Source organism: Streptomyces sp. NPDC027672, from assembly GCF_055566335.1.
This window is the reverse complement of the sequence record NZ_JBVHSO010000001.1, coordinates 272008-291762: the sequence shown is the minus strand read 5'-3', so window position 1 is coordinate 291762 and position 19755 is coordinate 272008. Positions and strand designations below refer to the sequence as shown.

At 72.0% G+C, this 19755-nt stretch carries 23 protein-coding genes; 11 read left to right on the top strand and 12 right to left on the bottom strand.

Annotated elements, in window-relative coordinates; genetic code table 11:
* Positions 1-9 precede the first annotated feature (9 nt).
* Positions 10-270 (bottom strand): UBP-type zinc finger domain-containing protein, encoded by a 261-nt coding sequence (locus ACZ4SV_RS01280; RefSeq protein WP_365881071.1) that lies wholly within the window; start codon positions 268-270, stop codon positions 10-12.
* 62 nt (positions 271-332) lie between these two features.
* Here ACZ4SV_RS01280 and ACZ4SV_RS01275 point away from each other — a divergent pair, with 62 nt between their 5' ends.
* Complete coding sequence (locus tag ACZ4SV_RS01275) at positions 333-1916, top strand: Na+/H+ antiporter (protein ID WP_365881069.1); 1584 nt, start codon at positions 333-335, stop codon at positions 1914-1916.
* Here the strand turns inward: ACZ4SV_RS01275 and ACZ4SV_RS01270 are convergent.
* Positions 1913-2884, bottom strand: a complete 972-nt coding sequence (locus tag ACZ4SV_RS01270; protein ID WP_468000535.1) for a 1-aminocyclopropane-1-carboxylate deaminase/D-cysteine desulfhydrase — start codon at positions 2882-2884, stop codon at positions 1913-1915. The two genes, ACZ4SV_RS01275 and ACZ4SV_RS01270, sit on opposite strands and share 4 nt — an antisense overlap.
* 44 nt (positions 2885-2928) lie before the next feature.
* A complete protein-coding gene (locus ACZ4SV_RS01265) occupies positions 2929-3531 on the bottom strand; it encodes an N-acetylmuramoyl-L-alanine amidase (RefSeq protein ID WP_468000533.1) in 603 nt (200 codons plus the stop codon).
* 297 nt (positions 3532-3828) lie between these two features.
* On the opposite strand from ACZ4SV_RS01265, the gene ACZ4SV_RS01260 reads away from it, so the two are divergent.
* From ACZ4SV_RS01260 to ACZ4SV_RS01245, 4 genes are all read left to right on the top strand, one after another.
* A complete protein-coding gene (locus tag ACZ4SV_RS01260; protein WP_468000531.1) occupies positions 3829-5235 on the top strand; it encodes a family 2B encapsulin nanocompartment shell protein in 1407 nt (468 codons plus the stop codon).
* 112 nt (positions 5236-5347) lie between these two features.
* Positions 5348-6487, top strand: coding sequence for a family 2 encapsulin nanocompartment cargo protein polyprenyl transferase (locus tag ACZ4SV_RS01255; RefSeq protein WP_468000529.1), 1140 nt, complete (start codon positions 5348-5350; stop codon positions 6485-6487).
* Between the two features lie 189 nt (positions 6488-6676).
* Positions 6677-6943, top strand: coding sequence for a hypothetical protein (locus ACZ4SV_RS01250; RefSeq protein WP_468000527.1), 267 nt, complete (start codon positions 6677-6679; stop codon positions 6941-6943).
* 51 nt (positions 6944-6994) lie between these two features.
* Positions 6995-7327, top strand: a complete 333-nt coding sequence (locus ACZ4SV_RS01245) for a DUF952 domain-containing protein (RefSeq protein ID WP_397981538.1) — start codon at positions 6995-6997, stop codon at positions 7325-7327.
* A 57-nt stretch (positions 7328-7384) separates the two neighbouring features.
* Here ACZ4SV_RS01245 and ACZ4SV_RS01240 read toward each other — a convergent pair whose 3' ends face one another.
* The 3 genes from ACZ4SV_RS01240 to sodN form a co-directional block, all read right to left on the bottom strand.
* On the bottom strand, positions 7385-7801 hold the full coding sequence (locus ACZ4SV_RS01240; protein ID WP_468000525.1) for a VOC family protein: 417 nt from the start codon (positions 7799-7801) through the stop codon (positions 7385-7387).
* A gap of 34 nt (positions 7802-7835) precedes the next feature.
* Positions 7836-8189, bottom strand: coding sequence for a helix-turn-helix transcriptional regulator (locus ACZ4SV_RS01235; protein ID WP_365879311.1), 354 nt, complete (start codon positions 8187-8189; stop codon positions 7836-7838).
* Between the two features lie 208 nt (positions 8190-8397).
* Positions 8398-8793 carry a superoxide dismutase, Ni gene (gene sodN / locus ACZ4SV_RS01230; protein WP_365879286.1) on the bottom strand — a complete coding sequence of 132 codons (396 nt, stop codon included), beginning with the start codon at positions 8791-8793 and terminating at the stop codon, positions 8398-8400.
* Between the two features lie 145 nt (positions 8794-8938).
* Here sodN and sodX point away from each other — a divergent pair, with 145 nt between their 5' ends.
* The gene (gene sodX / locus ACZ4SV_RS01225; RefSeq protein ID WP_365879288.1) at positions 8939-9373 is read left to right on the top strand and encodes a nickel-type superoxide dismutase maturation protease; all 435 of its coding nucleotides are present in this window, start codon (positions 8939-8941) and stop codon (positions 9371-9373) included.
* Here the strand turns inward: sodX and ACZ4SV_RS01220 are convergent.
* Positions 9277-9906 (bottom strand): CGNR zinc finger domain-containing protein, encoded by a 630-nt coding sequence (locus ACZ4SV_RS01220; protein ID WP_397948537.1) that lies wholly within the window; start codon positions 9904-9906, stop codon positions 9277-9279. The genes sodX and ACZ4SV_RS01220 overlap by 97 nt on opposite strands.
* Before the next feature lie 101 nt (positions 9907-10007).
* On the opposite strand from ACZ4SV_RS01220, the gene ACZ4SV_RS01215 reads away from it, so the two are divergent.
* A complete protein-coding gene (locus ACZ4SV_RS01215) occupies positions 10008-10766 on the top strand; it encodes a class I SAM-dependent methyltransferase (protein WP_468000522.1) in 759 nt (252 codons plus the stop codon).
* A 190-nt stretch (positions 10767-10956) separates the two neighbouring features.
* Here ACZ4SV_RS01215 and ACZ4SV_RS01210 read toward each other — a convergent pair whose 3' ends face one another.
* Genes ACZ4SV_RS01210 through ACZ4SV_RS01200 form a run of 3 tightly spaced genes read right to left on the bottom strand, consistent with a single transcriptional unit; the run spans position 10957 to position 13697 of the window.
* Entirely contained in the window at positions 10957-11763 is an 807-nt protein-coding gene (locus ACZ4SV_RS01210; RefSeq protein WP_468000520.1) for an amino acid ABC transporter ATP-binding protein, read from the bottom strand.
* Entirely contained in the window at positions 11760-12698 is a 939-nt protein-coding gene (locus ACZ4SV_RS01205; protein ID WP_365879294.1) for an amino acid ABC transporter permease, read from the bottom strand. The genes ACZ4SV_RS01210 and ACZ4SV_RS01205 overlap by 4 nt, the downstream gene beginning before the upstream one ends.
* 39 nt (positions 12699-12737) lie before the next feature.
* Entirely contained in the window at positions 12738-13697 is a 960-nt protein-coding gene (locus ACZ4SV_RS01200) for an ABC transporter substrate-binding protein (RefSeq protein ID WP_397940194.1), read from the bottom strand.
* Between the two features lie 546 nt (positions 13698-14243).
* Between ACZ4SV_RS01200 and ACZ4SV_RS01195 the strand changes: the two genes are divergently transcribed.
* The 4 genes from ACZ4SV_RS01195 to ACZ4SV_RS01180 all read left to right on the top strand — a co-directional run bounded on the left by ACZ4SV_RS01195 (position 14244) and on the right by ACZ4SV_RS01180 (position 17539).
* Complete coding sequence (locus ACZ4SV_RS01195; RefSeq protein WP_468000517.1) at positions 14244-15467, top strand: NAD(P)-dependent malic enzyme; 1224 nt, start codon at positions 14244-14246, stop codon at positions 15465-15467.
* A gap of 220 nt (positions 15468-15687) precedes the next feature.
* Positions 15688-16653 (top strand): zinc-binding dehydrogenase, encoded by a 966-nt coding sequence (locus ACZ4SV_RS01190; protein ID WP_468000515.1) that lies wholly within the window; start codon positions 15688-15690, stop codon positions 16651-16653.
* A gap of 113 nt (positions 16654-16766) precedes the next feature.
* Positions 16767-16976, top strand: a complete 210-nt coding sequence (locus ACZ4SV_RS01185) for a sigma factor-like helix-turn-helix DNA-binding protein (RefSeq protein WP_365879302.1) — start codon at positions 16767-16769, stop codon at positions 16974-16976.
* Positions 16976-17539, top strand: coding sequence for a Clp protease N-terminal domain-containing protein (locus ACZ4SV_RS01180; protein WP_468000513.1), 564 nt, complete (start codon positions 16976-16978; stop codon positions 17537-17539). The genes ACZ4SV_RS01185 and ACZ4SV_RS01180 overlap by 1 nt, the downstream gene beginning before the upstream one ends.
* Positions 17540-17662: 123 nt before the next feature.
* Here the strand turns inward: ACZ4SV_RS01180 and ACZ4SV_RS01175 are convergent, their stop codons facing one another.
* Together ACZ4SV_RS01175 and ACZ4SV_RS01170 are read right to left on the bottom strand one after the other, a co-directional pair.
* Positions 17663-18736: a PadR family transcriptional regulator gene (locus tag ACZ4SV_RS01175; protein WP_468000511.1), complete on the bottom strand. Its 1074-nt coding sequence runs from the start codon at positions 18734-18736 to the stop codon at positions 17663-17665.
* Position 18737: 1 nt separating this feature from the next.
* The gene (locus ACZ4SV_RS01170; RefSeq protein ID WP_397940186.1) at positions 18738-19640 is read right to left on the bottom strand and encodes a DUF4097 family beta strand repeat-containing protein; all 903 of its coding nucleotides are present in this window, start codon (positions 19638-19640) and stop codon (positions 18738-18740) included.
* Positions 19641-19755 lie beyond the last annotated feature (115 nt).

Here is a 19755-nt window from a genome sequence, read left to right as displayed (position 1 = left end):
GGGCGCACGTCAGACGAGTACGTGGTCGACGAAGCACCACCGCCAGTCCTCGCCGGGCTCGAAGGTCCGCATCACCGGGTGACCGGTCCGTGTGTGGTGCTCGGTCGCGTGCCGCCCCGGCGAGGAGTCGCAGCAGCCGACATGGCCGCAGGTGAGGCAGAGCCGCAACTGCACCGGGTGGGTGCCGTCCCGCAGGCACTCCGGACAGGTGTCGTCGAGCGGCTCCGGGTCCGGGTGCGGCAGCGCGTCGGCGTGCGTGCACTGTTTCATGATTGCCAGATTACGACGGGTGTGCGGGTGACCGCGCGGACAAACGAGGGTGGGCGAGGAGCATGGACGTGATGCCCCTGCTGTTGCTGGTGGCGGGCAGTGCGGCGGTGGCCGGGGCGGCCCGGCGCACACCGGCGCCGGCGCCCCTGCTGCTGGTCGCCGTGGGACTCGCGGTCTCGTACATCCCCGGGGTGCCGTCGTACACCCTCGATCCGCACGTCGTCCTGCCGCTGCTGCTGCCTCCGCTGCTGTACACCTCGGCGAGCGACAGTTCCTACCTCGACCTGCGGGCGCAGTTCCGGCCGGTGGCGCTGCTGTCGGTGGGGTACGTGCTCTTCGCGACCCTCGTGGTCGGCTTGGCCGCCTATCTGATCGTCCCCGGGCTGCCGCTGCCCGCCGCGCTGGTGCTGGGCGCGGTGGTGGCACCGCCGGACGCGGTGGCCGCCACGGCGGTCGCGCGCCGGGTCGGCCTGCCCTCCCGGATCACGACCATCCTCCAGGGCGAGTCCCTGCTGAACGACGCCACGGCGATCACCGCCTACAAGGTGGCGCTCGGCGCCGCCGTCGGCGCGGGCGCCACCTGGGGCGGCGGCATCGGGGAGTTCGCGCTCGCCGCGGTCGGCGGTGTCGGGATCGGTCTCGTGCTCATGGCGCCCCTGCACTGGCTGCGCACCCACCTGAGCGAGCCCCTGCTGCAGAACACGCTCTCGCTGCTGATCCCGTTCGTCGCCTACGGAGTCGCCGAACAGGCCCACGCCTCCGGGGTCCTCGCCGTCGTGGTCGTCGCCCTCTATCTGGGCCATCGCGCGTGGGAGGTCGATTTCGCCACCCGGCTCCAGGAGGAGGCGGTGTGGAAGATGGTCGCGTTCGTGCTGGAGTCCGCGGTGTTCGCGCTGATCGGCCTCCAGTTGCCGATCGTCCTGCGGCGGCTCGGCGAGTACGAGGGCGTCTCCGCCGCCTGGTACGCGGTCGCCGTCTTCCTGGTCGTCGTGGTGGCCCGGTTCGTCTGGGTCTATCCGGCCACCTTCCTGCCCCGGCTGCTGTCGGCGCGCATCCGCCGGCGCGAGGAGAACCCGACCTGGCGCGGCGCGATGGTCACCTCGTGGGCCGGCATGCGCGGTGTCGTGTCCCTGGCCATCGCGTTCGCCATCCCGTCGACCATGGCGGACGGTCCGCGCAACCTGATCCTCTTCCTGACCTTCACCACCGTCATCGGCACCCTCGTCCTCCAGGGCGTGACGCTGCCGCCGCTGATCCGGCTGCTGAAGTTCCCCGGCCGCGACCGGCAGGCCGAGACGCTGGCCGAGGCGAACGCCCAGGCCCAGGCGTCGCGGGCCGCCGACGCCCGGCTCGACGCGCTGCTGTCGGACGAGCGCAACGACCTGCCGCCGCCGCTCGTCGACCGGCTGCGCACGGTCCTGGAGCGCCGCCGCAACGCCGTCTGGGAGCGGCTCGGCCAGGTCAACCCGGTCACCGGCGAGTCCGTCGACGACACCTACCGCAGGCTGTCCCGCGAGATGATCAGCGCCGAACGCGAGGTCTTCGTCAGGCTCCGCGACCACCGCCACATCGACGACGAGATGCTGCGCGCCCTGCTCAGGCGCCTGGACCTGGAGGAGGCGGCGGCCTTCAGGGAGACCGCCTAGCGTTCCGGGGGTGCCGGGGCCGATGCCGGCGACCCCGGGCCGGCCGCCGAGGACCCCGGGACCGGCGCGCCGGGCTCCGGGAACGGCCGCCCGGTGACGACGGCGGCGATCGTGGTCCCGCGCGCGAAGGCGCCCTCTTCGGCGAGGGCGAGCAGTCCGTACAGCAACTTGGCGACATAGAGACGCTCCACGGGCAGGCCGTGCCGCTGCTCGAAGTCCTGTGCGAACGTGTCGAGGGCGGGTGTCGTCCGGGCGTAACCGCCGAAGTGGAAGCGGTCGTCCAGGGACCAGATGCCGGTGCGGGCGCCGAAGGCACGTTCCTGCAACGCCTGTACCTCGGCTTCCAGGAAGCCGCCCTTCAGGACCGGTATGCCCAGCGCGCGCCCGCCGGGCGCCAGCCCCGCGGCGAGTCCGGCGAGCGTGCCGCCGGTGCCGCAGGCGACCGCGGCGACCTCGGCGTGCCCGCGCAGTTCCGCGCCCAGGGCACGGCAGCCGCGCACCGCCTCCGCGTTGCTGCCGCCCTCGGGGACGGCGTACGCGTCCTCGGCGCCGGCCGCGCGCAGGATCGCGGCCAGGACCTCCGGCTCGGCCTTGCGGCGGTACGTCGATCTGTCGACGAAGTGCAGCCGCATGCCGTCGGCCGCGCACCGGGCCAGGGACGGGTTGAGCGGGCGGCCGGCCAGCTCCTGGCCGCGGACCACGCCCGTGGTCGGCAGGCCCAGCAGCCGGCCCGCGGCGGCGGTGGCCCGCAGGTGGTTGGAGTAGGCGCCGCCGAAGGTGACCAGGGGCCGGCCGCCGGCCGCCGCGAGGTTCGGCACCAGCTTGCGCCACTTGTTGCCGATCAGCTCCGGGTGGACGAGGTCGTCCCGCTTGAGCAGCAGCCGGAGCCCGCGGCGCTCGAACCGGGCGTCCCGCGTCTCCTGAAGGGGCGAGGGAAGGGCGGGGCCGAGCGGGTCCGGGCTGGTCACGGCTTCATTGTCGCCTGTGCTTCGCCACCGCTGTCACCCGCGGCTCACCGCGGCCGGTCCTTCAGCCGGTCCCGCACCCGCTCCCGCAGCGACCGCATCGTCACCCCCCGCGGGTCCACCTTCCCCGGCTGCCACTCCAGGTGGCCGATGACCGACCGTTCCGTCCAGCCGTGGCGGCGGCACAGCGCCGCCGCGGCCCGTACGACCGCCTCCACCTGCTCGTCCGGCCACGGATCCGCGCCGTCGCCGAGGTTCTCGCACTCGAAGCCGTAGAAGTGCCGGTTGCCGTCGGTGTTCGCCTCGTTGTCCGGCGGCAGCCCCTTCTCGGCGATCACCGCGCGCAGCACCTCGTCGTCGCCGAGTCCGGCGTGGTTCGCGCGGCCGTAGCCGACCAGGTGGACCGAGCCGTCCTTGGTGATCACGCCATGGCACAGCGGGCCCGGCAGATCGGGGTGGCCGGCGCGGCACAGCTCCACCGTGCGGGCGCTGCCCCGGGTCACCGTGTGGTGGATCATCACGCCGTGCACGGGCCCCCAGGGACCCTGGTGATCGCGGTTGTGGTCCTGCCAGTCACCGACCTCGACGACCGTGACGCCCTCCGCCCGGAGCGCGTCCAGGAAGTCGTCCGCCGACATGGGTGGGGCCATGTCCGACTCCTTCGTGCCGTGCCCGCCCGGCCTTCGGTCGCGGTCGGGCGTCCTGCCTGCTTCTACCGAAACCGGACGTCGCGGAACACCTCGTTCGTATGGTGTGCGAGCCGATCCGGACAGCGGGCGAGCGCTGTGCGGCACTGGACGAGATCCCTCGTTGTGCCCAGTAATCCGATGATCCATTCCCGCTCTTTCGGGTAATGGCGCCACCACGTTCCGCGCTGGGACGCTCGGACGTGAGACCGGTGCGCCGTGCGCGTGGGCACCGGGCATTACATGGGAGGGCGTTTCTCTATGTCGGTAGGCGATGAGGTCCGCACGGATCAGGACAGGCCGCAGCAGTCCCTCGGGACGGCCGCCGCGCGGAATCTGGCCACCACCACGAAGTCCGTGCCGCAGATGCAGGAGATCAGCTCCCGCTGGCTGCTGCGCACGCTTCCCTGGGTGGACGTCCAAGGCGGCACCTACCGGGTGAACAGGCGGCTGACGTACGCCGTCGGGGACGGACGCATCACCTTCGTGAAGACCGGCAACCAGGTGGAGGTCATCCCGAACGAACTGGGTGAACTGCCGGCCCTGCGGTCGTACGGGGACGAGGAGGTGCTGACGGAGCTGGCCCGGCGCTGCCGTCAGCGCCAGTTCGCCCCCGGCGAGGTGATCGCCGACTTCGGCAACCCGACGCAGGAGGTCTATCTCCTCGCCCACGGCCGGGTCGAGAAGATCGGCACGGGTCCCTACGGCGACGACGCCGTCCTCGGTGTCCTCGCGGACGGCGCCTACTTCGGCGACCAGGCGCTGCTCGACCCGGAGGCGATCTGGGAGCACACCGTCCGCGCGGACACGGCGAGCACGGTGCTGGTGCTCAGCCGGCAGGACTTCGAGCAGGTGGCGGAGCGCTCCGAGACGCTGCGGGCGCATCTCGAAGGGCTCCGCGCGATCCCCCAGCAGCGGACCAACAGGTACGGCGAGAAGGAGGTCGAGCTGGCGGCCGGCCACTCCGGCGAGCCGGACATCCCGCACACCTTCGTGGACTACGAATCACGGCCCCGCGAGTACGAACTGAGCATCGCCCAGACCGTGCTGCGCATCCACTCGCGCGTGGCCGACCTCTACAACCAGCCGATGAACCAGACCGAGCAGCAGCTGCGGCTCACCGTCGAGGCGCTGAAGGAGCGCCAGGAGCACGAGCTGGTCAACAACCCGGAGTTCGGCCTGCTCAGCAACTGCGAGTACGACCAGCGGATCCAGCCGCACGAGGGCGCGCCGACCCCGGACGACCTGGACGAACTCCTCAGCCGCCGCCGGGGCACCAAGCTGCTCCTCGCCCACCCGCGCGCCATCTCCGCGATCGGCCGCGAGCTGAACAAGCGGGGGCTGGTCCCGGAGACCATCGACATCGCCGGGAACCGCATCCCCACCTGGCGCGGGGTGCCGATCTACCCGTGCAACAAGATCCCGATCACCGAGGCCCGGACGACCTCGATCATCGCCATGCGTACCGGCGAGTCCGAGCAGGGCGTCATCGGCCTGCGGCAGTCCGGCCTCCCGGACGAGATCGAACCGAGCCTGTCGGTCCGGTTCATGGGCATCAACGAACAGGCGATCATCAAGTACCTGGTGACGGCGTACTACTCGGCGGCCGTTCTCGTGCCCGACGCGCTCGGCGTACTGGAGAACGTCGAGATCGGCCGGTGGAGGTGACGTCCCCGCACACCGCGCCCGTGCCCCCGGCCGCCGAAAGGCGCAGGTCCCCGGGGCGCGGGTCCCGCCGGGGCGGCGACGCCGGCCCGTGCGGACCAGCCGAGGGGGAGACATGACCGAGTCCATGACGACAACCGACGAGCGTTCCCCCGGCGTGCCGCCCGACCCGGCGGGGGAGCACCGGGGGATGACCGGGAGCACCGCCGGCCCGCCCGACGGGCAGGAGGCGGCGGCGCAACTGGAACGCACCCGGGCCCTGGTCGACCCGGAGCTGCGCGCCGCCGTGGAGTCGCTGCCCGCCTCCATGCGCCGGATCGGGCTCTACCACTTCGGCTGGCAGCACGCCGACGGCACACCGGCGGCGGGCAACGCGGGCAAGGCGATCAGACCGGCACTCGTGCTGGCGGCCGCCGCGGCCCTGGGCGGCCCGGCGGCCCGGGCGGCGGCCGTCCGCGCGGCGGCGGCGGTCGAACTGGTCCACAACTTCACGCTGTTGCACGACGACGTGATGGACCGGGACACCACCCGCCGGCACCGGCCGACGGCCTGGACGGTGTTCGGGGACACCGACGCGATCCTGGCCGGGGACGCCCTCCAGGCGCTGGCCCTGCGACTGCTCGCCGAGGACCCGCACCCGGCCTCCGCTCGCGCCGCGGCCCGGCTCACCACCTGCGTCATGGAGCTATGCGAGGGCCAGCACGCCGACAGCGAACTGGAGCAGCGCGCACCGGACGCGGTGACGCTGGACGAGGTGCTGGCCATGGCCGAGGCCAAGACGGGCGCGCTGCTGGGCTGTGCCTGCGCACTCGGCGCGCTGTACGCGGGAGCCGACGAGGCGGATGTCGCCGCGCTGGACGGTTTCGGCCGCCAGGCGGGGCTCGCCTTCCAACTGATCGACGACGTCATCGGCATATGGGGAGACCCACGGCGCACCGGCAAACCGGTCGGCGCGGATCTCGCCGCCCGCAAGAAGTCCCTGCCGGTGGTGGCGGCGCTCACCTCCGGTGCGCCGGGCGCGGCCGACCTCGCCGAGATGTACGCGAGGCCGTATCCCAGGGAGGGGGGCGAGGACGGGGAGATCGCGCGTACGGCACTGGCGGTGGAGCGGGCCGGCGGCCGGGACTGGGCGCAGGCCGAGGCCGCCGACCGGATGGCCCGGGCCGTGCAGGAACTGACCCGCGCGATCCCCGACCCGGAGGCGGCGGGCGGTCTGCTGGCGCTCGCCGAGTTCGTCACCCGGCGCACCAGCTGAGGCCGCCGGACCGGCGGCCGGGGAGAACCCGGAGCCCTCGGGCGCGTGCCGGCCTCGCACGCTCCACCGGGGTTCCGGCCAGGCGGGCCCCGCACTTCGCCACGGTGTGCGGGGCCGCCGTCCGTCGCCGGGACCGGTGCCGGCGGCGGACGGGAAGCGCCGCGGCCCCGGCCGCTCTACCCTGAGGGCATGGGCAGCGAGGAATCCGTCTGTCCCGTCTGCGGACAGCCCGTCGGGACGGTCGTCAAGCGGCACAAGACGCTGGGCGCCTGGGTACCGGTCTGGGGCCCCGGCCCCTGCCACAACCCCGGCTGCGCGGCCCGCGCCGACACGGACCCGGCCCGGCCCGCCGCGGGCGAGCGGCACACCGGACCCGGGCCCTCGGGTGCAGGCTCCTCCGGTCCAAGTCCCTCCGGCCCCGGCCCTTCGGGTCCCGGCCCGTCCGCCGACGCGTAGAACGGCACGGTCCGGGCGCCGGAGCCGCCCGGCACGCCGTAGCGTGGGCGCATGCCGAAACTGCCGTACATCCTGCACATCACCGAGCGTGCCCTGTGGGAGGCGGCACGGGAGCGGGGCGCCTATGAGCGGTCCACCCGGGGCCGCACCCTCCAGGAGGAGGGCTTCATCCACTTCTCCACCCGGGAACAGCTCCCGCGGATCGCCGAGTTCCTCTACGGCGGCTACGACGGCCCGGACGAGCTGGTCGTCCTGGTGGTGGACCCGGCCCGGGTCGGGGCGCCGGTGCGGTACGAGGCGGCGGAGCCGGGCGGGGAGGAGTTCCCGCACGTGTACGGTCCCGTGCCGGCCGAGGCCGTGGTGGACGTGGAACCCTGGGGCTGAGCCGGCGGGGCCGGGAGCGGGCGGTTCCCGGCCAGACGGCTGTCCGCCCGGCGGCTGTCAGCCCGTGGGGCGTTCGAGGAAGCGGAGCTGGTTGCCCGCCGGGTCCCGGAAGGCGCAGTCCCGCACGCCGTACGGCTGGTCCGTCGGCTCCTGGAGGACGTCGGCGCCGGACTCCCGTACCCGCTCGTACAGCGCGTCGCAGTCGGGGGTGGTGAAGATGACCCCGCGCAGCAGGCCCTTGGCGAGGAGTTCGTTGAGCGCCTGCTTGTCGGCGGGGGAGGCGTCCGGGCTCGCGTCCGGCGGCTCCAGGACGATCTCCACGTCCGGCTGGAGCGGGGAGCCCACGGTCACCCAGCGCATCCCCTCGAACCCCACGTCGTTGCGGATCTCCATGCCGAGCACATCGCGGTAGAAGGCGATGGCCTTGGCATGGTCGTCCACCGCGAGGAAGCACTGAGCGAGTTTCACATCCATGGCCACACCCTAGAGCGGGCCGGCACACCGTGCCTCAGTACGGACGGCGGCGCGGCCGGGTCAGCCTGCGGGCCACACAGGACGGGATCACCGCGCTCTCCTGGTGGTCGCGGGCGCGATAGGCGCTCGGCGTCTCGCCGACCAGCTCGGTGAAGCGGGAGCTGAAGGAGCCGAGGGAGGTACAGCCGACGGCGAGGCACACCTCGGTCACGGTGAGGTCGCCCCGGCGCAGCAGCGTCTTGGCCCGCTCGATCCGGCGGGTCATGAGATAGCTGTACGGCGTCTCGCCGAACGCCTTGCGGAAGCTGCGCTGGAAGTGGCCCGGGGACATCAGGGCGTCCCGGGCCAGCTCGGTCATGTCGAGCGGCTCGGCGTACTCCCGGTCCATCCGGTCCCGCACACGCCGCAGCCGTCTCAGATCCTCCAGAGCGGTCACCCACCCAGCTTGGCACAACCCCGGCCAAGGCCCGCGGCCCACCGCCGAGTTCGGGAAGTTCGCGGCGCGGGCGAAAAAGAACCGCGCCCGGCCCGCACACCCGCCGAAGACGGCGGGACGCGGGCCGGGCGCGGCCGGGGGGCCAGGGAGGACCCGGGGGTCAGGCCTGCTTGGTCTCCCAGAAGATCTTGGAGATCTGCTCGATGTAGTCCAGGGCCTTCTGGCCCGTCGCCGGGTCGGTCGACGCCTTGGCGGCCGAGAGGGCCTTCAGGGCGTCGTTGACCAGCTGGTGCAGCTCCGGGTACTTCTCGAAGTGCGGGGCCTTGAAGTAGTCGCTCCACAGGACGGAGACGTGGTGCTTCGCCAGCTCCGCGCGCTGCTCCTTGATGACGGTGGCGCGAGCCTGGAAGTGCGGGTCGGCGTTGCCGGCCATCTTCTCCTGGACGGCCTTCACCGACTCCGCCTCGATGCGGGCCTGGGCCGGGTCGTACACGCCGCAGGGCAGGTCGCAGTGGGCGCTGACCTTGACCTTGGGGGCAAACAGGCGGGAAAGCATGGAGCATTCCTTCCTCGTGATCGTCTTCTCAGGTGCGACATTACTCCCTGAGGAACGCGATTTCTCGGCTGCCCCCTAGGGCTTAGGACAAAAGTCCAGGGTGAGACTGAGACTGGTGGAGGAACGGACCGGGGAGGTGCCGGGGATGCCGGAACTGTCGCAGGACAGCGAACGGGGCAGGGCCGTGGCGCCCTTCGGACTGGCCGAGGTGACCGGCCCGTCCATGGTGCCCACGCTGCGTCACGGCGACCAACTGCTGGTGCGGTACGGGGGCGAGGTCAGGGCCGGTGACGTGGTGGTCCTGCGCCACCCCTTCCAGCAGGACCTGCTGGTGGTCAAGCGGGCCGTGGAGCGGCGCGACGGCGGCTGGTGGGTGCTCGGGGACAACCCCTACGCGGGCGGCGACAGCACGGACTACGGGGTCGTGCCCGAGGAACTGATCCTGGGCAAGGCGTGGTTCCGCTTCCGGCCGGCCCGGGCGGATCAGCGCTCGCCGCTGGCGCTGCTGCGCTGGGCGTTCTCGGCGGCCCGGCCGCTGCTGCCCGGCCGGTCGGCCTCCAGACGCTTGCGGGCCCGGTAGGCGGCCACGTTGGCGCGGGTGGCGCAGCGGTCCGAGCAGTAGCGCCGGGAGCGGTTGGTGGAGGTGTCCAGGTAGGCGTTGCGGCACGGCGGCGCCTGGCACAGGCCGAGCCGGTCGACGCCGTACTCGGTGAGGTGGAAGGCGAGGCCCATCGCCGCGATCGCCGCGTAGCCGGCGGTGGCGTTGGAGGGGTGGTCGGCCAGGTGCATGTGCCACAGCGGCCGGCCGTCGTCGTCGCGGAAGTCGTGCCCGGAGATCTGCGGGCTGACCGGGAACTCCAGCAGCAGCGAGTTGAGCAGGTCCACGGCCAGGGTCTCGTCGCCCTGGTCGGCGGACTCGAAGACCGCGCGCAGCCGCGCCCGGACCGAGCGGAAGCGGGTGACGTCGGCGTCGGTGGCGCGACGGGCGGCCGACGCGTTGACGCCGAAGAGGTCGCGGACGGCCTCCACCGTGGTCAGGGTGTCCTTGCCCCGGGCCGGTTCCTCGCTGTTGACGAGACGTACGGCGTAATCCGAGTAATAGGCCAGTTCCACTTGTAGTCCTTACGCGGGCGTCTTAGGGTCGTGTCTGCGGTCGGGTAACAGCCGGTCGTGCGTCCAGGGTATTACGTATGTGTGCGGAGACGAGGGCTCTCATGACCGTCAGTACCGGAACCGACTGGCTCGCCTGGCAGGAGAGCTGGGACCGGCAGCAGGAGTGGTACATGCCCGACCGCGAGGAGCGGTTCCGGATCATGCTCGACATGGTCGAGGCGTTCACCGGACCCCGGCCGCGCGTCCTCGACCTCGCCTGCGGCACCGGCACCATCACCGCCCGGCTGCTCGCCCGCTTCCCGGACGCCACCAGCACCGGCGTCGACCTCGACCCCGCCCTGCTCGCCATCGCCCGCGGCACCTTCGCGGACGACGACCGCGTCACCTTCGTCGAGGCCGACCTGACGGACCCCGGCTGGCCGGACCGGCTGCCGTACGACACCTACGACGCGATTCTCACGGCCACGGCCCTCCACTGGCTGCGCAAGGACGCGCTCGGCACGCTGTACGGCCGGCTCGCCGGGCTCGTGCGCGACGGAGGCGTCTTCCTGAACGCCGACCACATGATCGACGACACCACGCCCCGGATCAACGCGGCCGAGCAGGCCCAGCGGCGCGCCCGCAGGGAGCAGGCCAGGCGCGACGGCGCGCTGGACTGGGAGCAGTGGTGGGCGCTGGCGGCCCAGGACCCGGTCCTCGCCGCGCCCACGGCACGCCGCTTCGAGATCTACGGCGCCCACGCCGACGGCGAGACGCCGTCCGCGGCCTGGCACGCCCAGGCACTGCGGGCGCACGGCTTCGGCGAGGCCCGGCCGGTGTGGTGCTCGCCCTCCGACACCCTGCTGCTCGCGCTCAAGTAGGCCCGGACGGGCGGGAGGGGCGGTACGGGAATCCCGTCACCGCCCCTCCCCGTGTCGCCGGGCGACCGGCCCGCCGTAGCGCCTCGCGCCGCGGACAGGGTCTTACCGCGCCGAGGACAGGGCCTCACCGCGCCGCGAACTGCGCCTTACTGCGCCTCGGGCAGGCCCTTACCGCACTGCGGACAGGGCCTCACAGCACCTTCGACAGGAACGACTGCGTCCGCTCGTGCTGCGGGTTCGTCAGGACGTCCCGCGGCAGGCCGGACTCGACCACCACACCGTCGTCCATGAACACCAGGCTGTCGCCCACCTCCCGGGCGAAACCCATCTCGTGGGTGACGACGACCATGGTCATGCCGGACTCGGCGAGGTCCCGCATGACGTCCAGGACGTCACCGACCAGCTCCGGGTCCAGGGCCGAGGTCGGCTCGTCGAACAGCATCAGCTTCGGGTCCATCGCCAGGGCCCGGGCGATCGCCACGCGCTGCTGCTGGCCGCCGGAGAGCTGCGACGGGTAGTGCCCGGCGCGCTCGGCCAGGCCGACCCGCTCCAGCAGTTGCATGGCGCGTTCCCTGGCGTCGTTCCGGTTGGCGCCCTTCACCTGCACCGGCGCCTCCATGACGTTCTCCACGGCCGTCATGTGCGGGAACAGGTTGAAGCGCTGGAAGACCATGCCGATGTCACGGCGCTTCATGGCGACCTCGCGGTCGCGCAGCTCGTACAGCTTGTCGCCCTGCTGGCGGTAGCCGACCAGCTCGCCGTCGACGTACAGCCGCCCGGCGTTGATCTTCTCCAGGTGGTTGATGCAGCGCAGGAAGGTCGACTTGCCGGAACCGGAGGGCCCGATGAGGCAGAACACCTCGCCCGGCTTCACCTCCAGGTCGATGCCCTTCAGCACCTCGACATGGCCGAAGGACTTGTGCACACCCTGTGCCCTGACCATCGGGACGGTGTCCTGGACCGGGGTGTCCTGCGTCTTGCTCAGCTTCTCGGTCATGCGCCCACCGCTCCCTTCGGGCGGCCCAGCGACAGCATGTTGGCCTTCACTTTCTGCCACGGAGTGGGCGGCAGTTGGCGGCTGGAGCCGCGGGCGTAGTACCGCTCGACGTAGTACTGGCCCACGCTCAGCACCGAGGTCATCAGCAGGTACCAGGCGGCGGCGAGGAAGTACATCTCCACCGGGGCACCGGAGTTCTGGCCGATGTCCTGGGCGTAGCGGAACAGTTCGGGATACTGGACGGCCGCGACGAGCGAGGTCGTCTTCAGCATGTTGATCACTTCGTTGCCCGTCGGCGGCACGATCACGCGCATCGCCTGCGGGATGACCACCCGGCGCAGGGTCTTGCTGTGGCTCATGCCGAGCGCGTGGGCCGCCTCGGTCTGCCCCTCGTCCACCGCGAGCAGGCCGGCCCGGCAGATCTCGGCCATGTACGCCGCCTCGTTCAGACCCAGGCCGAGCAACGCCGTCAGCAGCGGCGTCATGAAGTTCGACCAGTAGTCCTTGTAGATCGGCATCAGGTTGATGTACTCGAAGACCAGGCCCAGGTTGAACCAGAGGAAGAGCTGGACCAGGACCGGGGTGCCGCGGAAGAACCAGATGTAGAACCAGGCGATGGAGGAGGTCACCGGGTTCTTCGACAGCCGCATCACCGCCAGGACGATGCCGCCGACGATGCCGATCAGCATCGACAGGACCGTCAGCAGGAGGGTCTTGCCGACACCGGTCATGATCCGGTCGTCGAAGAAGTACTCGGGAACCGCGTGCCAGTTGATCTTGCCCTGGCCGAACGCGTAGACGATCGCGACGAGCAGCGCGATCGCGATCACGGCGGAAACGTACCGTCCGTAGTGCCGGACCGGGACGGCCTTGACGGCCTCGGCGCCGGCCGCCGGCGTGCCGCCCGGGCGCGCCGTCTTTTGTATGTCAGTCACGGGTAGTGCCTCTCAGTGGCCGCTGTCGTCGATCGCGGGTCACTTGCCGCCGTTGATCACGGACTCCTTGACGGCGCCGTCCTGCGCGCCCCACTTGTCGAGGATCTTCTGGTACTCGCCGTTCTTGATCAGCGCGTTCATCGCGGCCTGGAGGGCATCGCGCAGTTGGGTGTCCTTCTTGGCGACGGCGATGCCGTACGGAGCGGCGTCCACCTGGTCGCCGACGATCTGGAAGTCCTTGCCGCCGCCGGAGGTCTTCACGCCGTACGCGGCGACCGTGAAGTCGGCCGACAGGGCGTCCGCGCCGCCCGAGCGCAGCCGGGTCTGGGCCTGCTCGTTGTCGTCGAAGGGCTCGATGGTGATCTTCTTGCCGCCACGACACTCCTTGGACTTCGCCTTGGCCAGGTCCTCGGAGGTGGTGCCGCGCTGCACGGCCAGCTTCTTGCCGCACAGGTCCGCCCAGTCGTTGATCCCCTGGGTGTCGCCCTTGCGGGTGTAGATAGAGACGCCGGCGGTCAGGTAGTCGACGAAGTCGACGCCCTCGCCGACCTTCTTGCCCGTCTCCGGGTCGACGCCCTCCTGACGGTTCCTGGTGTCCGTCATCGCCGACATCGCGATGTCGTAGCGGTCCGAGCGCAGACCGGTGACCAGGGTGTCGAAGGTGCCGTTCTGGAATTCGAACGTCACCCCGAGCTGCTTGCCCAGGGCCACCGCCAGGTCGGGGTCCATGCCGACGATCTTGCCGGACGAGTCCTTGAACTCCATCGGCGCGTACGCCGCGTCCGTCCCGACCCTGAGCTTGCCCTTGCTCCGGATCTCCTGCGGGAGCTTGTCGGCGAGCGGGGCGCTGCTGGTGGACGCGCTGCCGGAGTCCTTGTTCTTGTCCTTCGTCTGGTCACCGCAGCCGGTGAGCAGCAGGGTGCCTGCGACCGCGATCGCACCGACCGCGGCCAGACGTGAGCGCGCGGCGGTGGTACGACGGGTGGAGCTTGCGGTCATCGTGGTTCCTCCGGCGGATGGGAAGAGTTGCCGATGGGTCGACGGAAACACACACCTTCGGGTGTCGCGACCTCGTGGGTTTACGGCATCTTGCCATTCGGACTAGGCCATTCAGAGGACCCGCTATGTCAAAATCGGATAACGGGTGACCCCCGAATCGCCTCAGGTCGGTACATCCTTGGTCCATAGCCGCCGAACCTTCTACGGGAATCCGGCCCTCCGACCGGAGAATCTTCGGCGTGTCTCATCATGTGGGCAGCCGGGCCCGGGTGATTTCCCGCCATTCCGGCCCGTCGGCCGCGTGTCACTTTCGAGTCGCCTTCCGGTTCCCGGATGTGACCTTGGACCTATTGGACTCGTCGCGGGTGCCGCCCGTCCGGTAAGAAGGTTCTTTACACCCCTCATCCGGGGCTCAGGGCGCGTGTGCGGCGCGCCCGTCGCGTACGGCCTCGCACGTATCAGCAATCGGGCCGTACGCGGTGCCCGCCCACCCCTCACCAGGAGTGGTCGACCCTCAAACCATGCATACCTAAGGGGTAAGACAAAGTGGCAGCGGAGATCGTCAATCCTCGCAGCGACGCCGGTACGGACCAGGACGGCGGGGCCGAGCCCCTCGATTCCTTCGATCCGGCGTTCGCGCTGCACCGCGGCGGCAAGATGGCCGTGCGGGCCACCGTGCCGGTCCGCGACAAGGACGACCTTTCCCTCGCGTACACGCCCGGAGTCGCGCGCGTGTGCACCGCGATCGCGGAACAGCCCGAGCTGGTCAACGACTACACATGGAAGGCCGGCGTGGTCGCCGTCGTGACCGACGGTACGGCCGTGCTCGGACTCGGGGACATCGGTCCCCGGGCCTCCCTCCCCGTGATGGAGGGCAAGGCGATCCTGTTCAAGCAGTTCGGCGGCGTGGACGCGGTCCCGATCGCCCTCGACTGCACCGACGTGGACGACATCATCGAGACCGTCGTCCGGCTGGCTCCCTCGTTCGGCGGAGTCAACCTGGAGGACATCTCGGCGCCCCGGTGCTTCGAGATCGAGCGCCGGCTCCAGGAGCGCCTGGACATCCCGGTCTTCCACGACGACCAGCACGGTACGGCCGTCGTGACGCTCGCGGCGCTGCGCAACGCGGCGCGGCTGAGCGGGCGCGAGATCGGGCAGTTGCGGGCCGTCATCTCGGGCGCCGGCGCGGCCGGTGTCGCCATCGCCAGGATGCTGGTCGAGGCCGGCATCGGGGACGTGGCGGTGGCGGACCGCAAGGGCGTCGTGTCGGCCGACCGGGACGACCTGACCCCGGTCAAGCGCGAGCTGGCCGGCTTCACCAACAAGGCCGGCCTCGCCGGCTCGCTGGAGGACGCCCTCGCGGGCGCGGACGTCTTCATCGGCGTCTCCGGCGGTACGGTCCCGGAGGCCGCCGTGGCCTCCATGGCCGAGGGCGCCTTCGTGTTCGCGATGGCCAACCCGAACCCCGAGGTGCACCCGGACGTCGCGCACAAGTACGCGGCGGTCGTCGCCACCGGGCGCTCGGACTTCCCGAACCAGATCAACAACGTGCTGGCCTTCCCCGGGATCTTCGCCGGCGCGCTCCAGGTGCGGGCCACGCGGATCACGGAGGGCATGAAGATCGCCGCCGCCGAGGCGCTGGCCTCGGTGGTCGGTGACGACCTCGCCGCCGACTACGTGATCCCGTCGCCGTTCGACGAGCGGGTCGCCCCGGCCGTCACCGCGGCGGTCGCGGCCGCCGCGCGCGCGGAGGGCGTCGCCCGCCGCTGACGCGACACTCCACGGCCCCGCCCGCCTGGGCGGGGCCGTTTTTCTCGCCCCGCTCACCCGGTCGGCCGGGCGAGCGCGAGGTTTCCTCGGGCGGTCGCCGCCGGGCCGCGCCGCACGGCCGCGGCCGGGGCTGCGCCGCATGGACGGCGGTGCGCAAGAGGGCATGTGTCACAGAGCGCCGTGGTTCCGCCAGGGGCACCGCGCCCCTATCGTCGGCTCCATGTTCGCTGTCTACGCCGCCAGAATCGACCGCGACCAGCCGCTCTCCGGCCTCGAGTCGGGAGAGCGTCCGGCTCCCGAGGCCCGTCCCGGCTGGAGCACCGTCACCGTGCGGGCCGCCTCCCTCAACCACCACGACCTCTGGTCCCTGCGGGGTGTCGGCCTCCCGGAAGACCGGCTGCCGATGATCCTCGGCTGCGACGCCGCCGGGATCGACGCCGACGGCAACGAGGTCGTCCTGCACTCCGTCATCGGCCAGACCGGCCACGGGGTCGGCCCCGACGAACCGCGCTCCATCCTCACCGAGCGCTACCAGGGCACCTTCGCCGAACAGGTCGCCGTGCCGGCCTGGAACATCCTGCCCAAGCCGAAGCAGCTCTCCTTCGCGGAGGCCGCCTGTCTGCCGACCGCCTGGCTGACGGCCTACCGGATGCTGTTCACCAACGCCGGGGTACGGCCCGGTGACTCCGTCCTCGTGCAGGGCGCGGGCGGTGGTGTCGCCACGGCCGCGATCGTCCTCGGCAAGGCGGCCGGGCTGCGGGTCTTCGCCACCAGCCGGGAGGAGGCGAAGCGGAAGCGGGCCCTGGAGCTGGGTGCCGTGGAGGCGGTGGAGCCGGGCGCCCGGCTGCCGCAGCGGGTGGACGCCGTCATCGAGACCGTGGGCGCGGCCACCTGGTCCCACTCGGTGAAGTCCCTGCGGCCCGGCGGCACGCTCGTCATCTCCGGGGCCACCAGCGGGGACCGGCCCTCGCACGCCGAGCTGACCCGGATCTTCTTCCTCGAACTGAAGGTGGTCGGCTCCACGATGGGCACCAAGGACGAGCTGGAGGATCTGCTCTCCTTCTGCGCCGCGACCGGTGTACGGCCCGTCATCGACGAGGAACTGTCGTTGGACCGGGCCCGCGAGGGCTTCGAACGGCTGGCGTCCGGGGAGCAGTTCGGGAAGATCGTGCTCACCAACTCCTGACGTTTTGTAGGCCGTTGGGTCGGAAGGCGGGTCCGGATGCCGGGCCCGCCTTTTGCGCGGGACGGATGTCAACTGTGGTTGACGGATGGAGATTGTCAACCTAGATTGACGCTATGAGTGAGGCAACCGATCTCGCCGAGCGTGCCGGCGACCGTGATCCACGGATCGGGCTGCGGGCCGTGGCCGCGCTGCGCAGGCTGCTGGAGCAGTTGGAGGCGGTCCAGGTGCGCAGCGCCCGCCTTCAGGGCTGGTCGTGGCAGGAGATCGCCGCGGAGCTGGGTGTCAGCAGGCAGGCCGTGCACAAGAAGTACGGGAGGCGTTGATGTTCGAGCGGTTCACCAAGGACGCGCGGGCGGTGGTCGCGGGGGCGGTCGAGCAGGCGCGCGAGGGAGGGGCGCGGACGGTGGATGCCGGGCATCTGCTGCTGGCGCTGCTCGACCGTGCGGGCGGCCCGGCCTCTTCCGCGCTGTCCGCCCTCGGGCTCGCGGAGTCACGGGAGCCGGTGCGGCGGGCCCTGGCCGAGGCGCGGCGGCGGGCCGGACTGACCCGGGCCGACGCGGACGCGCTCGCCGGGCTCGGGATCGATGTGGGGGAGATCGTGGCGCGGGTGGAGGAGGTGCACGGGGCCGGAGCGCTGTCCGGGGACCGGGCGGTACTGACCGGCCGCCGGCCTGCCTTCGGCCGGGAGGCCAAGAAGGTGCTGGAGCGGGCGCTGCGGGTGGCCCACGGCCGGCGTGAGCGGTTCATCGGGGACCAGCACCTGGTGCTGGCGCTGACGGTGCTGCCGGGGGTGGCGGGTGAGGTGCTGGCCGATCACGGGGTGACGTTCGAGGCGGTGTCGAGGGTGTGCCCGCCCGACCGCCCGTCCCGGCCGGCCGGCGGGTGACCGAAGCGGGGCGCTCGCTCCGGGCCCCGTGCCGCCCACCCCGCTCGCCGGCCTCGGTGAGCGGGCAGGTGAGCGGGCAGGCGGGCGGGCAGGTGGGCGGGCGGCGCGGGGTCCCGGGGCGGGTCAGGTGGTCGGGGTGTGCAGGAGGGCCGCGATGCGGGCCGCCGTCGCGGAGAGGTGGTGGCGGGCCTCGCGGAGCTGCGCCGGGGTGACGCCGTGGTCGCGGGCCGTGTCGCGGATGTCGTCACGGAAGCGGTCCAGGAGGCGGTCCAGGTCGCGGGCCGGATCACCGGTGGGGTCCTCGTGGGCCCAGGCCGGTTCGTACGCGGCGGGGAAGTCCTCCGTGGTGACGGTGATGTGCGGCTCCGGGGACGGTGACGGTCCGGCCTCGTCCCCGGCGGTGCGGGTGGCGCCCCGGTCCTTGCCGAAGTCCTTCCCGAGCCCCTTCCCGAAGTCCCTGCCGAACTCGCCGAACTCCTTCGCCAGTTCGGACAGGCCCTCGCGGACTCCGGTCGGCCAGTCGCCCCGCGTGAAGTGGTCCTGGACCCGGTCCTGGACGCGGCGGGCGATGCGCTGCACCTCCTCCTGCGCCTGGGCCCGCGCCCGTGCCTGGGCCTCCTGCGCCTGGCGGCGGGCCCGCTCGGCCTCCTCGCGGGCCCGGCGGCTCTCGTCCTTCGCGCGCCGCGCCTGCTCCTTCCACTCCTGCTTGACCCGGCGCATCTCCTCCTTCGCGGCCTGCCACGCCTCCGTATCGGCCGGCTCGCCGTACTCCCCGTATGGGGAACCGCTGCCGGAGGCCCGGGTGTCCCGGCGGGCCTCGGACGCCGCGGCGCGCATCTCGCGGCGCAGGTCGCCGGCCGCGCCGCGCACATCGGCCCGTATCTCGGCGGCCAGCTCCGCGACCGACTCGCGGATCTCCAGCTCCAGGTCGGCCAGTTCACCGCTGCGGCCGGCCAGCTCGGCGCGGCCCGCGTCCGTGATGGCGTACACCTTGCGGCCGCCCTCCGTGGTGTGCCGGACCAGGCCCTCCGCCTCCAGCTTGGCCAGGCGCGGGTAGACCGTGCCCGCCGAGGGGGCGTAGAGACCCTGGAAGCGTTCTTCCAGGAGCCTGATCACCTCATAGCCGTGGCGAGGGGCCTCGTCCAGCAGTTTCAGCAGGTACAGGCGGAGACGGCCGTGGGCGAAGACGGGAGGCATGTCAGAGCACCTTCTTGTCGGTCGTGTCACCGGCCGGGGCGGAAGCGGTGTCGGGGGTCTGCGCCGGGCCGGGGTCCCGGGCGGCGGGGTCCTCGTCGTCCCGGTGCGGGCGGCGCAGCAGGGCGATCGAACCGGAGACCGTGGTGGCCCGCAGTCTGCCCGTGCCCGCGCCCAGGCGGCCGGTGACCTTGTGCATGCCCCACTGGCCGCGCACCCGCAGTCCCTCGAAGGCGTTCGAGATCGTGCCGCTCGCGGTGTTCGCCTCCACCTCGGCGTCCGCCGGGTGCGGCAGACGGATCGCGATCTCACCGGAGACGCTGGTGAGGCCGACGTCCGTGGGGCCGTCCGGGTCCAGGTCGACGATCATGGAACCGCTGACGGTGTCGGCCCGCACGGAGGGGCCGGAGCCCTCCACCACGGTGAGGTCTCCCGAGACCGAGTGGAACTTCAGGTCCCCGGTGACCGCCTGCGCCTCCACGCTCCCCGAGACGGTGTCCGCGCGGACCGGGCCCGAGACGCCGACCAGGGTGGAGTCCCCGGTCACGCCCTTGATCACGGCGGGGCCGCGGATGCCCGAGACGACCGCCCCGGCGCCGACCACGCCGACCTCCACGCGGGTGTCCGCAGGGACGGCCAGGGAGACGACGGCGCTGCGGCGCCAGCCCTTGTGGTCGAGCCACTTGAGCAGGCCTCTCCAGGGAAGGTCCTCATAGGCCACGGTGAGGGTGTCGCCGCTCCGGGTGACCACCAGGGGCGGGCCTTCCAGTTCCGAGACCTCCAGGCGGGCGGCGGGCTCGTCGGTGCCGACGACGTTCACCGTGCCGTTCACGATGCGGACCCGCACGTCGCGCACGGGGGCGTCGAAGGTCAGCTTCTGGGGTTCGCTGACGGACCACTCGGACATGGGACCCCCTTGGACGGGCATGGGTACGGCGACACGTCATATCGCGTTCTCTATCCAACACGATATATCGCGGGATTCGGAAGTCAAGACACCCGTTCGAGGGAGGCGGGCGACC

What these genes read in the sequence shown, in the direction of transcription:
- ACZ4SV_RS01260 (WP_468000531.1), top strand. Translation starts at nt 3,829, where the DNA reads ATGTCGGTAGGCGATGAGGTCCGCACGGATCAGGACAGGCCGCAGCAG.
- ACZ4SV_RS01185 (WP_365879302.1), top strand. Translation starts at nt 16,767, where the DNA reads ATGAGTGAGGCAACCGATCTCGCCGAGCGTGCCGGCGACCGTGATCCA.
- ACZ4SV_RS01245 (WP_397981538.1), top strand. Translation starts at nt 6,995, where the DNA reads ATGCCGAAACTGCCGTACATCCTGCACATCACCGAGCGTGCCCTGTGG.
- ACZ4SV_RS01190 (WP_468000515.1), top strand. Translation starts at nt 15,688, where the DNA reads ATGTTCGCTGTCTACGCCGCCAGAATCGACCGCGACCAGCCGCTCTCC.
- ACZ4SV_RS01180 (WP_468000513.1), top strand. Translation starts at nt 16,976, where the DNA reads ATGTTCGAGCGGTTCACCAAGGACGCGCGGGCGGTGGTCGCGGGGGCG.
- ACZ4SV_RS01215 (WP_468000522.1), top strand. Translation starts at nt 10,008, where the DNA reads ATGACCGTCAGTACCGGAACCGACTGGCTCGCCTGGCAGGAGAGCTGG.
- ACZ4SV_RS01250 (WP_468000527.1), top strand. Translation starts at nt 6,677, where the DNA reads ATGGGCAGCGAGGAATCCGTCTGTCCCGTCTGCGGACAGCCCGTCGGG.
- ACZ4SV_RS01265 (WP_468000533.1), bottom strand. Translation starts at nt 3,531, where the DNA reads ATGGCCCCACCCATGTCGGCGGACGACTTCCTGGACGCGCTCCGGGCG.
- ACZ4SV_RS01170 (WP_397940186.1), bottom strand. Translation starts at nt 19,640, where the DNA reads ATGTCCGAGTGGTCCGTCAGCGAACCCCAGAAGCTGACCTTCGACGCC.
- sodX (WP_365879288.1), top strand. Translation starts at nt 8,939, where the DNA reads ATGCCGGAACTGTCGCAGGACAGCGAACGGGGCAGGGCCGTGGCGCCC.
- ACZ4SV_RS01235 (WP_365879311.1), bottom strand. Translation starts at nt 8,189, where the DNA reads ATGGACCGGGAGTACGCCGAGCCGCTCGACATGACCGAGCTGGCCCGG.
- ACZ4SV_RS01240 (WP_468000525.1), bottom strand. Translation starts at nt 7,801, where the DNA reads ATGGATGTGAAACTCGCTCAGTGCTTCCTCGCGGTGGACGACCATGCC.
- ACZ4SV_RS01200 (WP_397940194.1), bottom strand. Translation starts at nt 13,697, where the DNA reads ATGACCGCAAGCTCCACCCGTCGTACCACCGCCGCGCGCTCACGTCTG.
- ACZ4SV_RS01210 (WP_468000520.1), bottom strand. Translation starts at nt 11,763, where the DNA reads ATGACCGAGAAGCTGAGCAAGACGCAGGACACCCCGGTCCAGGACACC.
- ACZ4SV_RS01255 (WP_468000529.1), top strand. Translation starts at nt 5,348, where the DNA reads ATGACCGAGTCCATGACGACAACCGACGAGCGTTCCCCCGGCGTGCCG.
- ACZ4SV_RS01280 (WP_365881071.1), bottom strand. Translation starts at nt 270, where the DNA reads ATGAAACAGTGCACGCACGCCGACGCGCTGCCGCACCCGGACCCGGAG.
- sodN (WP_365879286.1), bottom strand. Translation starts at nt 8,793, where the DNA reads ATGCTTTCCCGCCTGTTTGCCCCCAAGGTCAAGGTCAGCGCCCACTGC.
- ACZ4SV_RS01175 (WP_468000511.1), bottom strand. Translation starts at nt 18,736, where the DNA reads ATGCCTCCCGTCTTCGCCCACGGCCGTCTCCGCCTGTACCTGCTGAAA.
- ACZ4SV_RS01275 (WP_365881069.1), top strand. Translation starts at nt 333, where the DNA reads ATGGACGTGATGCCCCTGCTGTTGCTGGTGGCGGGCAGTGCGGCGGTG.